General features: G+C 50.4%; 14 protein-coding genes and 1 tRNA gene. All 15 read left to right on the top strand.

The window, feature by feature from the left end; translation table 11 throughout:
• The first annotated feature begins 7 nt into the window (after positions 1-7).
• The 15 genes from JOE45_RS14915 (at position 8) to JOE45_RS14845 (ending at position 16374) form a co-directional block, all read left to right on the top strand.
• Positions 8-337, top strand: a complete 330-nt coding sequence (locus JOE45_RS14915) for an FtsB family cell division protein (protein WP_210019489.1) — start codon at positions 8-10, stop codon at positions 335-337.
• 119 nt (positions 338-456) lie between these two features.
• Positions 457-951, top strand: coding sequence for a S1 domain-containing RNA-binding protein (locus JOE45_RS14910; protein ID WP_210019490.1), 495 nt, complete (start codon positions 457-459; stop codon positions 949-951).
• A 126-nt stretch (positions 952-1077) separates the two neighbouring features.
• A tRNA-Met gene (locus JOE45_RS14905) sits at positions 1078-1151 on the top strand.
• 344 nt (positions 1152-1495) lie between these two features.
• Positions 1496-3991 (top strand): stage II sporulation protein E, encoded by a 2496-nt coding sequence (gene spoIIE / locus JOE45_RS14900; RefSeq protein WP_210019491.1) that lies wholly within the window; start codon positions 1496-1498, stop codon positions 3989-3991.
• 143 nt (positions 3992-4134) lie between these two features.
• A complete protein-coding gene (locus JOE45_RS14895) occupies positions 4135-4914 on the top strand; it encodes a vWA domain-containing protein (RefSeq protein WP_481856105.1) in 780 nt (259 codons plus the stop codon).
• Complete coding sequence (locus JOE45_RS14890) at positions 4898-5809, top strand: serine/threonine protein kinase (RefSeq protein ID WP_210019493.1); 912 nt, start codon at positions 4898-4900, stop codon at positions 5807-5809. Before JOE45_RS14895 ends, JOE45_RS14890 begins: the two co-directional genes overlap by 17 nt.
• Positions 5810-5876: 67 nt before the next feature.
• Entirely contained in the window at positions 5877-7301 is a 1425-nt protein-coding gene (tilS, locus tag JOE45_RS14885; protein ID WP_210019494.1) for a tRNA lysidine(34) synthetase TilS, read from the top strand.
• Between the two features lie 20 nt (positions 7302-7321).
• Complete coding sequence (gene hpt / locus JOE45_RS14880; RefSeq protein WP_210019495.1) at positions 7322-7861, top strand: hypoxanthine phosphoribosyltransferase; 540 nt, start codon at positions 7322-7324, stop codon at positions 7859-7861.
• A gap of 72 nt (positions 7862-7933) precedes the next feature.
• Positions 7934-9916, top strand: coding sequence for an ATP-dependent zinc metalloprotease FtsH (ftsH, locus tag JOE45_RS14875; protein WP_210019496.1), 1983 nt, complete (start codon positions 7934-7936; stop codon positions 9914-9916).
• A 296-nt stretch (positions 9917-10212) separates the two neighbouring features.
• The gene (gene nadA, locus JOE45_RS14870) at positions 10213-11151 is read left to right on the top strand and encodes a quinolinate synthase NadA (protein ID WP_210019497.1); all 939 of its coding nucleotides are present in this window, start codon (positions 10213-10215) and stop codon (positions 11149-11151) included.
• A 42-nt stretch (positions 11152-11193) separates the two neighbouring features.
• On the top strand, positions 11194-12807 hold the full coding sequence (gene nadB, locus JOE45_RS14865; RefSeq protein ID WP_210019498.1) for an L-aspartate oxidase: 1614 nt from the start codon (positions 11194-11196) through the stop codon (positions 12805-12807).
• Positions 12797-13678, top strand: coding sequence for a carboxylating nicotinate-nucleotide diphosphorylase (gene nadC, locus JOE45_RS14860; RefSeq protein WP_461479732.1), 882 nt, complete (start codon positions 12797-12799; stop codon positions 13676-13678). Before nadB ends, nadC begins: the two co-directional genes overlap by 11 nt.
• Complete coding sequence (locus JOE45_RS14855; protein ID WP_210019499.1) at positions 13675-14442, top strand: type III pantothenate kinase; 768 nt, start codon at positions 13675-13677, stop codon at positions 14440-14442. The genes nadC and JOE45_RS14855 overlap by 4 nt, the downstream gene beginning before the upstream one ends.
• Before the next feature lie 50 nt (positions 14443-14492).
• Positions 14493-15365, top strand: a complete 873-nt coding sequence (gene hslO, locus JOE45_RS14850; protein ID WP_210019500.1) for an Hsp33 family molecular chaperone HslO — start codon at positions 14493-14495, stop codon at positions 15363-15365.
• A gap of 70 nt (positions 15366-15435) precedes the next feature.
• A complete protein-coding gene (locus JOE45_RS14845) occupies positions 15436-16374 on the top strand; it encodes a peptidyl-prolyl cis-trans isomerase (protein WP_210019501.1) in 939 nt (312 codons plus the stop codon).
• Positions 16375-16438: the final 64 nt, after the last annotated feature.

Here is a 16438-nt window from a genome sequence, read left to right as displayed (position 1 = left end):
AAGGTTCATGCAGGCAACCTCTAAAGCAAATCATAGTGAGCCGCAAAATAAAGGCTCGTATCGTCGACGCCGCTTTGTGCTGCTGATGCTAGCTTGCTTTTTGAGTTGGGCCGGCATCACCCTTTGGGACCAGATGGGCAAAATCAGCGACCGGAAAGAGAAGGTAAGCACTCTAGAACAAAAACAGGCGGAGTCGCAGCAGACCAATGACGGCTTGCAGCGCGAAATCGCAAGGCTCAATGATCCAGAATACGTAGAGCAGAAAATTCGTAAAGAGCTGCACTATGTAAAGCAAGGAGAAACATTATTTTATACCCCGAAGCCGCCACAGAAATAACCCAAGCAAATGATGGTCTGAAGCCTTGTATTGACCGTATTTTCTCCATAAGTTATAATCTGCTTAGCTTCATTATTGTTTTGCACTGCTAACTATTTGAGGGAGGAACAGTTTACTTTATGGCAATTGAAGTGGGCAGCAAGCTGGAAGGAAAAGTAACAGGCATTACTCACTTTGGGGCGTTCGTTGAGCTTTCCGAGGGGGTTACTGGCCTTGTTCACATCTCGGAGATTGCGGACAACTATGTCAAGGATGTCAACGATCATCTGAAGCTGAACGATATCGTTACCGTGAAAGTGATTAATGTCGACAAAGACGGTAAAATCGGTTTATCCATCAAGCAATCGGTGGATCGTCCGGTTGATGCTGCTCCGCCGACAAGGCCCGCTCGTTTCGAAAGGCAAGGAGATCGCGGAGGTCCCGGCGCTGGCCGTGGAGACCGTGGAGGCTTTGGCCGTGGAGATCGTGGAGGCCGTGGTGGTAAACCTCCTGCAGGTAAGCCTACCTTTGAAGATAAAATGGCTCGTTTCTTAAAAGACAGCGAGGACCGCATTTCTTCCCTTAAGAAGAACACCGAGGGTAAGCGTGGAGGTCGTGGTGCGCGTCGAGACTAAGTAGGAAACGATCATCGAAGCTGTTCGACTGATGAAGTCTGAACGGCTTTTTTACATTCAGATGAGGCTTCTCGAGACCGGTACTTGACAAGTCCTTTCCCGCTATTATATACTCATGCTTGTTGCGGCGGCGTAGCTCAGCTGGCTAGAGCGTACGGTTCATACCCGTAAGGTCGGGGGTTCGATCCCCTCTGCCGCTATAAAGATAAAGATCCGGTCCCTCGGAAGTGGGACCGGATCTTTTTTTGCGTATTCGTACTGTATTTGTCGGATCGTCCATCCCTGCTTCCCGATGTCGACAGGTTGTAACTCAAAGAGTGTTTGTCCGCGGCGAACACAAAGGCGAACAGGTGTGGAAGACTAACCGAACTCATCGTAAAATCAACTTACAAATATAGTAAAAACAGCGCTTTCACAGGATTCGCGGACGAGCTCCTTTTTGTCGGAAAAAACTTTGAATCTACCAACTCATTCTGACAAACTTTCCACAAAGCACCCCGTATACTAGGAACCACTAATAGTTTATGGGTGGTGTAATGAAAATATGCACAAACGTAAAGTTTTTTCTCAAATGGGAACGGTATGGTCGGGATGTATGCAGCGAATTAGGCAATCTGTTTCTAAGGTCATTGTAGAGAACCGGTTGGTTCAATCGCTCGTCGCTAAGAAATGGTCCATTCTGCTTCTCGTGATGGCGTTTCTGCTGGGTCGGGCTATGATCCTGGAACAGCTTGCGCCGTTTGCCCTCGCCTTCTTCGCAGTGACGTACTTCCTGAGGCGGGAGTTGCTTTTCTGGTCAGGCCTATTCCTGACCGCCGGCAGTTTGTTCTCTACAGAACCCGCGCATGCCGGCTATCTTGTGGCCTCCATGATTGTGTTTCTTCTCATTCAAAGAGGAGTGGAGCGATTTGAGAAGTCAGACATTTCGTACGCACCTGTCATTGTGTTTGCGGCCACATTCTTTGTGCAGTTGTTCTCGCAGCTCGCTTCTGCGGAGCTCTCTTGGTACACCTTAATGATGATCGGTATCGAATCTACGCTCAGCCTGATTTTGACTCATATTTTTTTGCAGGCCATACCGGTGTTTACCTTATCACGCAAAAATTACAGCTTAAAGAACGAAGAGGTGATTTGTCTCATTATTTTGCTGGCGTCCGTGATGACGGGGACGGTTGGATGGTTGATTGGTCCAGTGACACTAGAGCATGTGTTTTCACGGTATTTGATCCTGTTGTTCGCACTTGTAGGGGGAGCGCCTCTCGGGGCGTCGGTGGGAGTCATTTCTGGGCTTATTCTCAGCTTGGCCAGCTCCAGCGCGATTTATCAGATGAGCTTGCTCGCTTTTGCCGGGATGCTGGCCGGCTTGCTCAAAGAAGGCAACAGGATGGCGGTAGCGCTGGGCATGCTGCTGGGCTCCTCTATATTGTCTGTCTATCTGGGCAACCAAGCTCAGGTGATGAGCTCTACCTGGGAGTCGGTTGCTGCGGTTGCGCTGTTCCTACTCACGCCAAAGGGAGTGATTCAAACTCTAGCCAAATATGTGCCGGGGACCCAAGAGAATTTGAAGTCGCAGCAAGATTATGCCCGCAGGGTTCGCGACGTAACGGCGAGCCGCGTCGAGCAATTCTCCGAAGTATTCCGTCAGCTATCGCGCAGCTTCAAGCAAATTACGGTGGATGCACAGCCGCTGCGCAGGGAGGAAGAGGTCGGGCACTTCATGAATTCCGTGGCGGAAAAAACATGTGCTTCGTGCTGGAAACGGCAGCAGTGCTGGGATGATAAATTTTATCAAACGTATAAATTTATAACGGATATGATGACAGAAGTAGAATTGCGCGAGAACATGACACGCAAAGATTTGCTGCCGGAATGGAAGAAGCAGTGCATCAAGCCGGATCAGGTGCTGGAGGTGATGAAGCAGCAGTATGGTAAATACAAGAATGATCAGCATTGGAAAAAGCAAATCATCGACAGCCGTCAGCTTGTCGCGGAGCAGTTGTCCGGCGTCTCTCAGGTAATGGAAGATCTGGCGAAGGAAATTAAGCGGGAAGGCCAAGAGCTCTTCATGCAGGAGGAGCAGATTCGCAGCGCTTTGGAGGAGTTGGGCTTGTCCATTCACAGCATTGATGTCATCAGTCTGGATGAAGGGAACGTGGAAATTGAGATCATCCATCAATATACGAAAGGATATGATGAGTGCCGTAAAATTATTGCCCCACTGCTTTCCGATATTCTGGGTGAAAACATTGCAGTGAAAAACGAGCAGATGCTCGAAAGAAAAGAGGGATACAGCACGGTATTGTTCGGATCCGCGAAGGAATACGAGGTGGAAACGGGGATCGCCGGGGCAGCCAAGGGCGGCGATTTGTTATCCGGAGACAGCTTCAGCACGGTGGAGCTGGGCAACGGCAAATTTGCGGTGGCGCTTAGCGACGGCATGGGCAACGGAGAGCGGGCGCGCGCGGAAAGCAGCACGGCGCTTTCGATTTTGCAGCAGCTGCTGCAATCCGGCATGGACGAGAAGCTGGCGATCAAATCTCTCAATTCGATTCTGATGCTTCGCTCGTCGGACGAAGTGTTTGCCACTGTGGATGTGGCCCTGATTGATCAGTACAGCGCGAATACGACGTTTATGAAGATCGGTTCTACGCCAAGCTTTATTAAAAGGGGGAATGACGTCATTCCGGTGACGGCGAACAATTTGCCCGTAGGGATTGTGGACGATATCGATATTGATCTCGTGAGCGTCCCCCTGAAGCATGGGGACATCTTGATCATGATGACGGACGGCATCTACGATGCGCCGGGTCATGCCGTCAACAAAGAAATGTGGATGAAGCGGGTGATCTCCGAGATTGAAGCGGACAGTCCGCAGGACTTTGCGGATATTTTGCTCGAGCGGGTGGTGAGGTATCACCAGGGGGAAATCTACGATGATATGACAGTGGTCGTAGCGCGCGTGGAAAAATTCCAACCGGAATGGGCCACCTTCCGCTGGCCGGGGATGCAGCGTGTCGAGCGACCGAAGACGGTTAGTTAATCCTTTCAACTGGGGATCCTCTGCTCTTCAGGTATGGCCGGTGGCTGTACTGATGATCAGGCGTCCCCCTTTTTTTTGTGTCATTCAAAGTTTAGAAATCTCCCTACTGGAAAAGATAGGTAATAGATAGAAGGGAGGACGGAATTATGAAGCAAATTATTCTCGTCACGGACGGGTGTTCCAACGTTGGGATCAGTCCGGTCATAGCGGCGGCGCATGCCAAGGCGGAAGGCATTGTCGTTCATGTGGTCGGCGTGCTGCATGCTGGTGAGACCGATGATTCGGCGGAAGCCGAGATTGGCGAAATCGCTGCGGCGGGCGGAGGGATGAGCCGTGTGGTTCAGCCTTCGCAGCTGTCTCCAACAGTGCAGATGATGACACGCAAGACGGTCACTCAGACCATTCAGCAAGTCGTAGGTCAGGAGCTTCGCAGCATTTTGGGGCATTCCAAGATTGAAGCGCTGCCGCCGGAGCATCGGTCCGAGGTGGTACGGGTTATCGAAGATTTGACGGAGACAGCGAGCTTGAAGGTGGCCTTATTGATTGACACAAGCGCTAGCATGAAGCCAAAGCTTCAAGCGGTGAAAGAGGCTATAGTTGATCTGCAGCTCAGCTTGCAGTCACGAATGGGCGAAAGCTTAATATCGGTCTTCCATTTTCCAGGAAACGTATCCGGCGACCAGGAAATCGTGATGGACCTCGATTGGACAAACGAGCTTGCAAATCTGAATCGGTTGTTCTATAAATTAAACATGAAGGGAACGACGCCCACAGGTCCTGCTTTGCTGAAAGTGGTTCAATTTATGAATGGGAATGCCGATGATAACAAGGGGAGAGCGACTGATGCAGCGGTCGGCCTTTCCAAGAAAAGTGGGACCGTGAAACCAAGCGAGGAAGGGATACTCAGTGACTACGTCGTTTGAGCTTGCAATACCTGTGGAAACCAGGATCCGTGGCAAGTGGAACAAGAATCAATACCGTGTTGAGCGTCTGCTTGGCGAAGGGGAGAACGGCAAAGTGTTTCTGGTGAGCCGGCGCAAGCAATTGTATGCGCTCAAAGTAGGATTCGATCCAGTGGATCACCAATCGGAAGTCAACGCGCTCAAGGCGTTATCTAAATCGTCGACTTCTTTCCAGGATATGCTCGTTGAAGCGGATGATTTTTCACGAGAGGGCATCGATTACCCTTTCTGTGTGATGCGTTATATAAAAGGAAAATCTCTCACTGAATTTATCAAGCAATGCGGAACGGATTGGATTCCTCTGATCGGCCTGAATTTACTGCGCAAGCTGTCGGAGCTCCACGCAAGCGGCTTTGTGTTCGGGGACCTGAAAGCCGAGAATATGATCATTACAGGATACGGCGAAGTGGAACTGATCGACTTCGGAGGGGTGACGTCCAAAGGGCGGGCCGTTAAACAGTTTACGGAGGTATATGACCGCGGGTTTTGGAACGCCGGGTCGCGAACGGCGGATGAAGGCTATGATTTGTTTTCCTTTGCGGTGCTGCTGCTTCAAGTGACCGATCGGGAACGGAAGTTTCAAGGCGCGATCTCAATCTTGCCACAAAACCGAAGCGTAGAATGGCTGTTTGAGCTGCTGAAGGAGCGTCCACAGCTGGCACCGGCAGCTCCCATGCTCCGCAAGGCGCTTACAGGGCGGTACGAGAGCTCGAAGCAGATGCTGGCCGATTGGCGGGCCCGCAGTCTGGGGGACCAGAAGGTACGTAAAAAGCCGGTCAAGGGCGATTGGATTAAGTTATGCTTTGCCGCCTCATTAATTCTATTCGGAACGACCGTTTATTTGGTTTGGCAGTAGGGGCAACTCGTACGGAAGTGGGTAATAAAGAAGAAACGGGCCATTGGGGAAGCGAGAGGGACATGGGATGGAGACGGCACAAACATTAGCTACGAAGGTAGAGCGGTGCATACGAGACGAAAAGCTGATAGAACCGGGGGACGGGGTCGTCGTGGCGGTGTCGGGGGGACCCGATTCCGTAGCGCTGCTTCACCTCCTGTTTGCGTTGTCCGATTGTTATGGCTGGAGGCTGACCGTCGCTCATGTAAATCACGGATTTCGGGGCGCTGAATCCGAACGCGAGGCGGAGCTGGTGAGCGAGCTGGCGCATCGGCTTGGCCTTCCTTTGGAATCAGTCTTCATTGATGTGCCGCGCTATATAGAAGAAACCGGGCTTAGCACACAGGTTGCCGCAAGAGACAAACGCTATGCCTTTTTGCTGGATACGGCGTTGCGCCATCAGGCCAGACGCATCGCGCTCGCGCATCACGCGGATGATCAAGCGGAAACGGTCATGATGCGACTACTGCGTGGAACGGGTCCTTCAGGGCTGGCGGGTATCCCGGTCAAACGAAGAGAAAAAAATGATGTGGAACTTATTCGTCCTATGTTACGTATATACAAATCAGAGCTTCTGCACTATTGCTCCGCACACGGCTTAACCTACTGTACGGACAGCAGTAATCTCCAAACGAAATATTTTCGCAATCAAGTGCGATTGGATGTGCTGCCTTTTCTTTCTCGGTACAATGACCAGCTTCCTTCCGCTTTGAATCGATTGGCCGAAATGATGGCGGGAGAGGATGATTATTTGGAAGTGGAAGCCCGGCGGCTTTGTGAGCGTCATGTAAGCCGGAAAAGCGATTCCTGGGCCTGGAGCGCAGCGTGGTTTGGCGGGGTACATGTTGCTTTACAAAGGCGATTGATTAAACTAATATTAAGTTATCTTGCTTCCGCTTCCGATTCGATTGATTTCCTCAAAATCGAGCAGATTCGGATGGCCGTGCTTAGTAAGCAGCCGACTAATTTTAGGCGGGTGATCGGACAGAACATTACGATCAGCAGGGAATATGATCAAATCGCTGTACATACGATGGTGTTATCACCCTCACCCTATGTCTATGAGGTCAAGGAGAACCAGCCGGAGCTGCTGATTCCCGAGACGGGGGTTCGAGTGGATCTTCGATGGCTTAACGGGACAACGGAAAAGCCGGAGATGGGAGGTCCGTATTCAGCTTGCTTCGATGCGGATGAACTGGTCTTCCCTATTATTTTTCGAAGCCGTCACCCCGGAGATCGAATGCGGCCGCTTGGACTAAACGGGTCGAAAAAAGTAAAGGATATGTTCATCGACAGCAAAATTCCGATGAGCCTGAGGGAAAAAATCCCGATTCTTACGGATGCAGAAGGTCACATTTTATGGCTTCCCGGAGTCCGGCGGTCAGGGCTTGCCGTAACAGGCAATGGAACGAAACGTAGGGTACATATGAAGCTTGACATGGATTTCATCTAAATAAAGTAGGAGGATCTCTTTTGCAAAACGACGTACAGGAAGTACTATACTCCGAGCAGCAAATTCAAGACAAAGTGAAGGAAATGGGCGAACTCATCAGCCGCGATTTTGAGGGACGCAATCCTCTTGTGATCTGCGTTCTTAAGGGTGCCTTCATTTTTATGGCCGACCTGGTGAAACAGATTTCGATTCCGCTGGAAATTGATTTCATGGCGGTGTCCAGCTATGGCGTCTCAACCAAATCTTCGGGTGTCGTCAAAATCATCAAGGATCTCGACATCTCCGTAGAAGGCCGTCACGTGCTAATCGTTGAGGATATTATCGATAGCGGGTTGACTTTAAGCTATCTGATCGATGTACTCGAAAGACGCAATGCCCAATCCATTACTATAGCTGCTTTATTTGATAAGCCGGCGCGTAGGACTGTGGATTTGGACGCAGACTATAAAGGCTACGTCATTCCGGATGAGTTCGTGGTTGGTTATGGTCTGGATTACGGTGAGAAGTACCGCAATTTGCCGTATGTAGGCGTTTTGAAACCGGAAGTGTACTCCCATTAGCATTTCTTGAGATGCCAAGACCTGCTGTGGTACAATATACAAAGTTGCCGTTTGCCTGAGAGGAGGTAGGGAATGAATCGCATTATTCGCAATACAGGCTTTTATCTGCTCATTTTTTTGGTTACCGTCGGAATCGTTCATTTTATCAGCACGCAGAATGATCAGCAGGATATCATTAGCTACGATCAGCTCCGACAAACCTTAGAGGAAAAGAATGTCGAATCGATCATCGTCAAGTACGATGCTCAAACGTATTTAGTTCGAGGGACATATAAAACAGCACAAACGTCGGAAAATAAAAATTTCGAATCCCGTGCGCCGTATGACCCGCAAATTTTCCGTTTGATTGAATCCAGCGACATTCCCCCGGGGAATATTTACATCGAGAGAATGGAAGGGGACAATGTCTGGATTAGTTTCCTCACCTCCATCATCCCGTTTGTGATCATCTTCATCCTGTTCTTCTTCTTACTGAATCAGGCCCAGGGTGGCGGTGGTAAGGTGATGAACTTCGGAAAGAGCAAAGCAAGGCTCTATAATGAAGAGAAGAAACGTGTCACCTTCGAGGACGTCGCCGGAGCCGATGAAGAGAAGCAAGAGTTAGTTGAAGTTGTGGAGTTTTTGAAGGATCCCCGCAAATTTGCGGCGGTGGGTGCTCGCATTCCGAAAGGGGTTCTGTTAAACGGGCCTCCGGGTACGGGGAAAACGTTGCTCGCCAGAGCTGTGGCCGGTGAAGCCGGTGTACCGTTCTTTAGCATCAGCGGTTCCGATTTCGTCGAAATGTTCGTCGGTGTCGGTGCATCTCGTGTACGCGATTTGTTTGAAAATGCGAAAAAGAACGCCCCTTGTATTATTTTTATAGATGAGATCGATGCTGTAGGTCGTCAGCGCGGTGCCGGTTTGGGTGGCGGACATGACGAACGCGAGCAGACGCTCAATCAGCTCCTGGTGGAGATGGACGGATTTGGCGCGAACGAAGGGATTATTATCGTTGCCGCGACGAACCGCCCGGATATTCTTGATCCAGCATTGCTTCGTCCAGGCCGTTTTGACCGACAGATTACAGTAGATCGTCCAGATGTGAAGGGCCGTGAAGCGGTTCTTAAGGTGCATGCCCGCAACAAACCGCTGAACAAAGACGTCAAGCTGGAGCAATTGTCCCGCTATACGACCGGATTCACAGGTGCGGATCTTGAGAATTTGCTGAATGAGGCCGCGCTGATTGCAGCCCGCCGCAACCGCAAGGACATCTCGATGTCTGAAATCGAAGAGGCCTTCGACCGCGTGATCGTCGGGACTCAGAAGAAAAGTCGGATTATCAGCGATCGCGAGAAAAAGATGGTTGCTTACCACGAGGCAGGCCATACGATCGTTGGTCTCCATGTTGAGAACGCCGATGTGGTGCATAAAGTTACGATCATTCCGCGCGGTCGCGCAGGCGGTTACGTCATGATGCTGCCGAAGGAAGGCGAAGACAAAATGATGCAGACGAAGTCCGAGCTGCTCGATAAAGTTACCGGACTTCTTGCAGGCCGTGTATCCGAGGAACTGTTCATTGGAGAAATCGGGACCGGCGCATACAGCGACTTCCAACGGGCTACTGGCATTATACGCCGCATGATTATGGAATTCGGGATGAGCGATAAGCTAGGGCCGATGCAGTTCGGCACAGCACAAGGTCAGGTGTTCTTGGGCCGCGATTTCGGGCATGAGCAGAATTATAGTGATGCCATTGCTTACGAAATCGACCAAGAGATGCAATCCATGATTCGTGCTTGCTACGAACGGGCTAAAGAAACCTTGACCCAATATAAAGACCAGGTTCGTCTTGTTGCGGAAACCTTGATCGAGAGAGAAACCCTCGAGAAGGATCAAATCAAGGAGCTGCTCGAGAAGGGTTCGCTGCCGCCTTTGGAAAAGGAAAGTTTATCTGAACCTAAGTCCGAGGAAGTGAAAGTGAACATCCAAGGCCAGCCATCGCAGGAAAGCACAGAGAATAAATCGGATTTGGATAAAATATATTCCAAAAACGAAGAGGAAGATAAAGATAAATAGAGAGAAATATGATATAACCGGTGCTGGTAACGGCATCGGTTTTTTTCTTTTCCGGAGAGGTTAAAAGGCCTGCTGCGAGCGAAACTTGACTTGAGGCTGGGTATGGTTGTAGAGACGTCGTATAAATACGATTTTTCCGACCTTTTTGTAGCTATTTAAAGATTGACATAGCCTTATCAGTTGTGTAAATTAGGTGTAAATCTTTATAAGCTTTGTGAACAATTTCACCAGACCGTTTCAGCTGATGAAATGAGTTTCCGAGTCGGCTGCGGGTGCACAGAAAAGGATGGTGCGTCATGGAAGCATTAGCATTGGAGCGAAAGGCGGAGCAACAGCGAGAGCTGAAGGAACGAATCGCCCAACTAAAAAAAGAGCGTAATGCTATAATTCTTGCTCATTATTATCAACGTGACGAAATTCAAGAAGTAGCTGATTTTCGGGGGGACTCCTTCTTATTGGCGCAAAAAGCGGCATCAACGGATGCCGATGTCATCGTTTTTTGCGGTGTTCACTTTATGGGGGAAAGCGCGAAAATTCTGGCTCCGAACAAAACCGTGATCATTCCGGATGAAAGAGCCGGTTGTCCTATGGCAGATATGGTCAATGTGGATGGTCTTCGGGAGTTGAAGCGCAAGCATCCGAATGCCAAGGTCGTTGCGTATATCAACACATCGGCTGAGATCAAGGCGGAGACCGATATTTGCTGTACATCTGCGAATGCGATCAAGGTTATCAACTCGGTCGATTCGGATGAAATCATTTGGGTTCCCGATAAAAACTTAGGTGATTACGTTTCCAAATTCACCGACAAAAAGATGATTATCTGGGAAGGTTACTGCAACACTCATGACATGTTGACCGTCAAAGATGTAGAGGAAATGAAAGCCCAGTATCCGAATGCGCAATTCGTGGTTCACCCTGAATGCCGTCCGGAAGTTGTGAAGCTTGGCGATTTTGTAGGGAGTACTACGGGTATTATTAAATACTGTAAAGAATCGGATTGCCAAGAGTTTATCGTGGGTACGGAAGATGGAACCGGCTACCAGCTGCGACTTGACAGTCCGGACAAGACGTTCCATTTTGCCACGAAATATTTGGTTTGTCCTAATATGAAAGTGAACAATTTGAAAAAGGTGGTCAAGTGTTTGGAGACGAACAGTCCCCAAATCTATGTGCCACAGCACGTGGCCGATGAGGCCAGAGCATCCTTGGAGCGCATGTTGCAGGTCAAGTAGCATGCGCTACTTCTCTTCTTGGACGGGTGGGGTCGGAAGCTAATGATACCTCGGTATTTGGTTAATTTTGATCTAGAGAAGCTGCCTCATGTATATACAGATGTCATTGTGATCGGCGCGGGAATCGCCGGTCTTTTTACCGCTCTGAAGGTATCCGAGAAGCATAAAGTGATCATGGCGACGAAAAAATCACTGCTAGACAGCAATACTCGTTACGCTCAGGGTGGCATTGCAGCCGTCATATCGGACGAGGATTCTCCTGCTTACCATCGGCAGGATACGCTTATTGCCGGTGCAGGGCTGTGCTCTTCAGCGGCGGTGGATGTTCTTGTTCATGAAGGTCCGGCAGGTGTAACGGATTTGATCCGTATGGGTACCGAATTCGATATGGAGGACGGCCGTTATGCGTTAACTAAGGAAGGGGCCCACAGCCAGCGGCGTATTCTGCATGCCCAGGGCGATGCGACCGGAGCGGAGATTGTACGTGCACTTTCGGAGAAGACGAAGCAGGAAAAGAACATAGAGCTATGGGATGACCATTTCGTTGTCGACTTGATCACCGAGGACGGCGTATGTTACGGCGCTTTGGTGCAAAAACCGGATGGGCAGAGGGTGTTTGTGCGCGCCAAAGCGACTATCCTGTGCACAGGCGGCGCGGGGCAGTTGTTTCGTTACACGACGAACCCAGAGATTGCCACGGGCGACGGAATCGCTATCGCGTACCGTGCAGGGGCAGATATACGCGATGTAGAGTTTGTACAGTTCCATCCTACAGCATTATGCTACCCGGGGGCCCCTAGGTTTCTGATCTCAGAGGCCGTAAGGGGTGAGGGTGCCGTGCTCCGTAACATCAAAGGAGAGCGTTTTATGGAGCGGTATGATCCCCAATTGGAGCTTGCTTCTCGGGATATCGTTGCACGCGCCATTGTCAGCGAGATGGAGCAGACGAAATCGACGTTCGTTTATATCGATTTTACCCATGAATCGCATGAGTCGGTGAAGAACCGTTTCCCTACGATCTATGAATTCTGCTTAAATTACGGGCTCGATTTGTCTTCCGACTGGATTCCGGTTGCTCCGGCAGCGCATTATATGATGGGCGGAGTAGAGACGGATTTATACGGAGAAACCACGGTGCAGCGCTTATTCGCATGCGGGGAAGTGTCCTCCACCGGCGTTCACGGAGGCAACCGGCTCGCCAGCAACTCTCTATCCGAAGCGATTGTTTTCGGTCGGCGGATTGTGGAACGGATCGAAAAGCTACCTCCGGTGGAAGCGGTACCGTATATACGGGAGGAGCAGCGTTCAAAAGACAACTCCATTCAGCCGGTAGTCGAGAAAAAGCTTAAGTTGCAGAAGCTGATGCTTCGTTACGCGGGGCTAAAGCGGCATGCTAAGGGATTGACAAAAGGATATGAAGAGCTTAGGCGTCACCTGTCTTTTTTGGACAATTGCTTGTCCAAGCGGGAAGAGTACGAATTCGCCAATCTCCTCATTTGCGGACTTCTGACCACTCAGGCAGCATTGATTAGGGAGGAAAGCCGCGGGGGACACTACAGAGAAGATTTCCCGGAAAGAGACGACCTGGTATGGCGCAAGCATACGGTGTTCAGCCGGGTGAACGGTATTAAGGAAGGGAGAAGCGATGATGTTTGAGTTGAATCAAACCGTATTGAATGAAAGCTTAAAGCGGTGGCTGGAAGAAGACATCGGCATGGGCGATGTGACGACGATGACAACGATCCCTTTCGATTCGAAGTCCAAAGGGATTATCCATATGAAGGATAACGGAGTTGTGGCAGGCCTTCCCGTCGCGAAGGCGGTTTTTGCCCTGGTCGACCCTCTGCTTCTGTTTGAAGCTAAGGCGAGCGATGGTGACGTTGTAACGAAAGGAACGATTATTGCGGAAGTCAGCGGCAGGACCCAGAGCATCCTGCTTGGAGAGCGGTTGGCGCTGAATTTGCTGCAGCGGATGTCGGGTATTGCTACTCGGACAAGCCAATTTGTCGAGCGGCTGGAGGGACGGTCCTCGCGGTTGGTCGATACGCGAAAAACGACTCCGGGCCACCGTATGCTGGAGAAATACGCCGTTCGTGTCGGCGGAGGGCATAACCATCGCTTCGGTTTATATGACGCTGTTATGATCAAGGACAATCATATCAAGGGTGCCGGAGGCATCACGAAGGCGATTCAATCTGCTCGAGCCAACATTCCTCACACAATGAAGATTGAACTCGAAGTGGAAAACTTCGCACAGCTGGATGAAGCTTTGGGAGCAGGACCCGATATCATCATGCTGGACAATATGCCGCCGGAACAAATGAAGGAAGCGGTACAGCGCATTAAAAGCAAGGCCCCGCATATCATTGTAGAAGCATCGGGCAACGTCTCGCTCGAGAACGTGCGTACCGTCGCTGAAACCGGCGTTGACGTTATCGCAGTGGGCAGACTGACATACTCTGTTCAGTCGCTCGACATCAGCTTGGATTTGAATGAACAGAAGGGGAAAAAGGAGGACCGTGCATGATTCTGGTGGTGGACGTGGGCAACACCAATATAGTACTCGGCATTTACGAGGGAAAGCAACTGCTGCACCACTGGCGGCTGAGCACGAACCGGTCGGCCACCACGGACGAATACGGCATGATGATGGTGAATTTATTCCGCCATGCGGATATTCGCCTGGAGCAGGTAGAAGGGATCATCATTTCTTCGGTCGTACCTCCACTTATGTTTGTGCTTGAGCATTTATGTTTAAAATACTTAAAGAAAACGCCTCTGATTGTAGGGCCTGGAATCAAAACGGGTCTGAATATCCGCTACGAGAATCCGAAGGAAGTCGGAGCGGACCGGATTGTAAATGCCGTGGCAGCTATCGAGCTGTATGGTTCTCCTTGTATCGTAGTCGATTTCGGAACGGCCACTACCTTCGATTATATCGATGAAGGCGGACAGTACATCGGAGGTGCGGTAGCGCCCGGGATCGGCATATCGACGGAAGCTTTATACCAACGCGCGGCCAAGCTGCCCCGCATTGAGCTAACGAAACCGAAAAGCGTGGTTGGACGCAATACCATCGCTTCCATGCAGGCGGGCATCATTTACGGCTTTGCCGGGCAGGTGGATGGCATCGTGGACCGAATCAAACAAGAATTTGGCTCCGAGCCGAAGGTTATTGCGACAGGCGGTTTAGCGGAGTTAATATCAAGCGAATCGCGTACCATTGAACTGGTCAATCCGCTGCTTACACTGCAGGGATTGCAAATTATTTATGAACGGAATATTGGATAAAGTGTAGTGCTGCAAAGCCATATTTCGGTAAATAGAGAAGGAGCGGCATCATGCAGGATTATTTGATCAGAGCAACGGCGTATGAAGGCAAAGTGCGGATATTTGCTGTGAAAACGACTGGAATTGTAGAAGAGCTCCGGCGCAGGCATCTCACAACACCGACTGCAACGGCAGCTCTGGGACGCACGGTAACGGCAGCTCTTATGATGGGTATCATGCTGAAGGGTGAAGAGAAGCTGACGGTACAAGTGAAAGGTGGCGGGCCTGTCGGCCAGATCGTGGCTGATGCCAATGCTAAAGGGGAAGTGCGGGGATACGTAGATAACCCCGCGGTGGATTTGCCGCTGAATGCCATTGGCAAGCTGGATGTGGCCGGCGCTGTCGGCACCGAAGGCTTTTTGTATATAACGAAAGATCTTGGCTTGAAGGAACCTTACCGGGGGAGCGTACCGATTATCTCCGGGGAGCTGGCCGAGGATTTTACTTATTATTTTGTTAAGTCGGAGCAGACTCCTTCGGCCGTTGCTTTGGGGGTACTCGTTGACGTTGATTATTCAGTAAAAACGGCTGGAGGGTTCATCATCCAGCTGCTTCCTGGGCTTCAAGATGAGGAAATTGCACAGATCGAGAAAGAGCTCAGTACGCTGCCTCCCATCACTACGCTGCTCGATCGGGGTGATTCACTGGAATCCATTATGGAAACCTTGCTCCCTGGAGCCAAAGTGCTTGAACGCTTAGACGATGTCCGCTTCCAGTGCAAATGCTCTCGCGAACGCGTCGAGCAAACCCTGATCAGTATGGGACGCGGGGAGCTGGAGGAGATGCTCAAAGAGGAAGGTCAAGGGGAAGTAGTGTGCCATTTTTGCAATGAGAAGTATCATTTCAGCGGGGATGACTTGAAGGTCCTGATTCAGACCTTGTAGGCCATGAGAAGCATCGGGCGGAGGCGCTCTGTCCGAAGATATAGAGAGCCACCATATGAGGGGATAGGATATGCGAAACGTGAAGGTTTTATGGGGATTGATTGTTGTATTGCTGATCGCAGTTGTTATCCTCTCCTCCGCACTGACGGCCCATACCTTACAACAACCCGATCCAGACAAACATTCGGACCAATCTCAGGATGACGGAGAGGCGCGCATTGTTGCTACTGTCGGAACCAAGAACATCACGCTTGGAGATGTAAAGAAGCAGCTGCTTCAAAAGCATGGACACCAGCAGCTGGACCATATGATAGATCAGGAAGTTATTCGTATAGAGGCTGAGACTCAAGGAATTCTGGTGAGCGAAAGTGAGGTTCAGCAGGAACTGAAACGAATGCAGCAGGGCTATGACAGTGAGAGCCAGTTCTACGAATTGATGAGAGAGCAGCTAGGGTTTACCCCTGAAGCTTTGAAGAACGATGTGTACCACAAATTGCTGGGCGACAAAATTACGATTCAGGGAATTATCATTACCGATCAAGAGGTTTCAGCATATATGGGTGCTCACCAAGAAGAGTTCGAGCCCCGTGTTCAGCTTCGGCTGCAGCATATTGTGGCAGCGAACCGGGAGCAGGCTCAGAGAGCGCTTGACGACTTGGCTAGGGGAGAGGATTTTGCTCAAGTAGCCAAGGAACGTTCGCTTGACGATGCTACGCGTGATAGCGGTGGAGACCTCGGATGGCTCGAAGATGATGATCCGTTCATTCATCCGGCGGTAATGGAAGCAGCCATCTCTCTCAAACCAGGAGAAGTCAGCAAGCCGATGGAGGCTGATGGGCGGTATGTGATTGTTCGGGTTGCGGAACGGAAGGAGCAGTCAAAGGGCAGCCCGGAAGTTCTGCGTGAGCAGGTTCGCAAGGAGCTTGCTTTGCGCGAAGCGCCGCCATTGAATGACGCGCTGGAGAGGCTTCGAAAGAAATGGAATGTAACGCTTAGGGAATCTTTCTAAAAAGATTGACGTGGGAAAATGTGTATTGACAACCTCCTTAAGGGTTGATAAGATAAATTTATAA

Source organism: Paenibacillus sp. PvR098 (genome assembly GCF_017833255.1).
In the GTDB taxonomy this organism is placed as follows: Bacteria; Bacillota; Bacilli; order Paenibacillales; family NBRC-103111; genus Paenibacillus_G.
The sequence above is the reverse complement of the archived record's forward strand: the minus strand, read 5'-3'. Positions and strand labels throughout refer to the sequence as shown.

Bases quoted from the DNA above. Each gene is read 5' to 3' on its own strand.
- JOE45_RS14915 (WP_210019489.1), top strand. From the start codon at position 8: ATGCAGGCAACCTCTAAAGCAAATCATAGTGAGCCGCAAAATAAAGGC.
- JOE45_RS14910 (WP_210019490.1), top strand. From the start codon at position 457: ATGGCAATTGAAGTGGGCAGCAAGCTGGAAGGAAAAGTAACAGGCATT.
- spoIIE (WP_210019491.1), top strand. From the start codon at position 1,496: ATGCACAAACGTAAAGTTTTTTCTCAAATGGGAACGGTATGGTCGGGA.
- tilS (WP_210019494.1), top strand. From the start codon at position 5,877: ATGGAGACGGCACAAACATTAGCTACGAAGGTAGAGCGGTGCATACGA.
- ftsH (WP_210019496.1), top strand. From the start codon at position 7,934: ATGAATCGCATTATTCGCAATACAGGCTTTTATCTGCTCATTTTTTTG.
- nadA (WP_210019497.1), top strand. From the start codon at position 10,213: ATGGAAGCATTAGCATTGGAGCGAAAGGCGGAGCAACAGCGAGAGCTG.
- nadB (WP_210019498.1), top strand. From the start codon at position 11,194: ATGATACCTCGGTATTTGGTTAATTTTGATCTAGAGAAGCTGCCTCAT.
- nadC (WP_461479732.1), top strand. From the start codon at position 12,797: ATGATGTTTGAGTTGAATCAAACCGTATTGAATGAAAGCTTAAAGCGG.
- JOE45_RS14855 (WP_210019499.1), top strand. From the start codon at position 13,675: ATGATTCTGGTGGTGGACGTGGGCAACACCAATATAGTACTCGGCATT.
- hslO (WP_210019500.1), top strand. From the start codon at position 14,493: ATGCAGGATTATTTGATCAGAGCAACGGCGTATGAAGGCAAAGTGCGG.
- JOE45_RS14845 (WP_210019501.1), top strand. From the start codon at position 15,436: ATGCGAAACGTGAAGGTTTTATGGGGATTGATTGTTGTATTGCTGATC.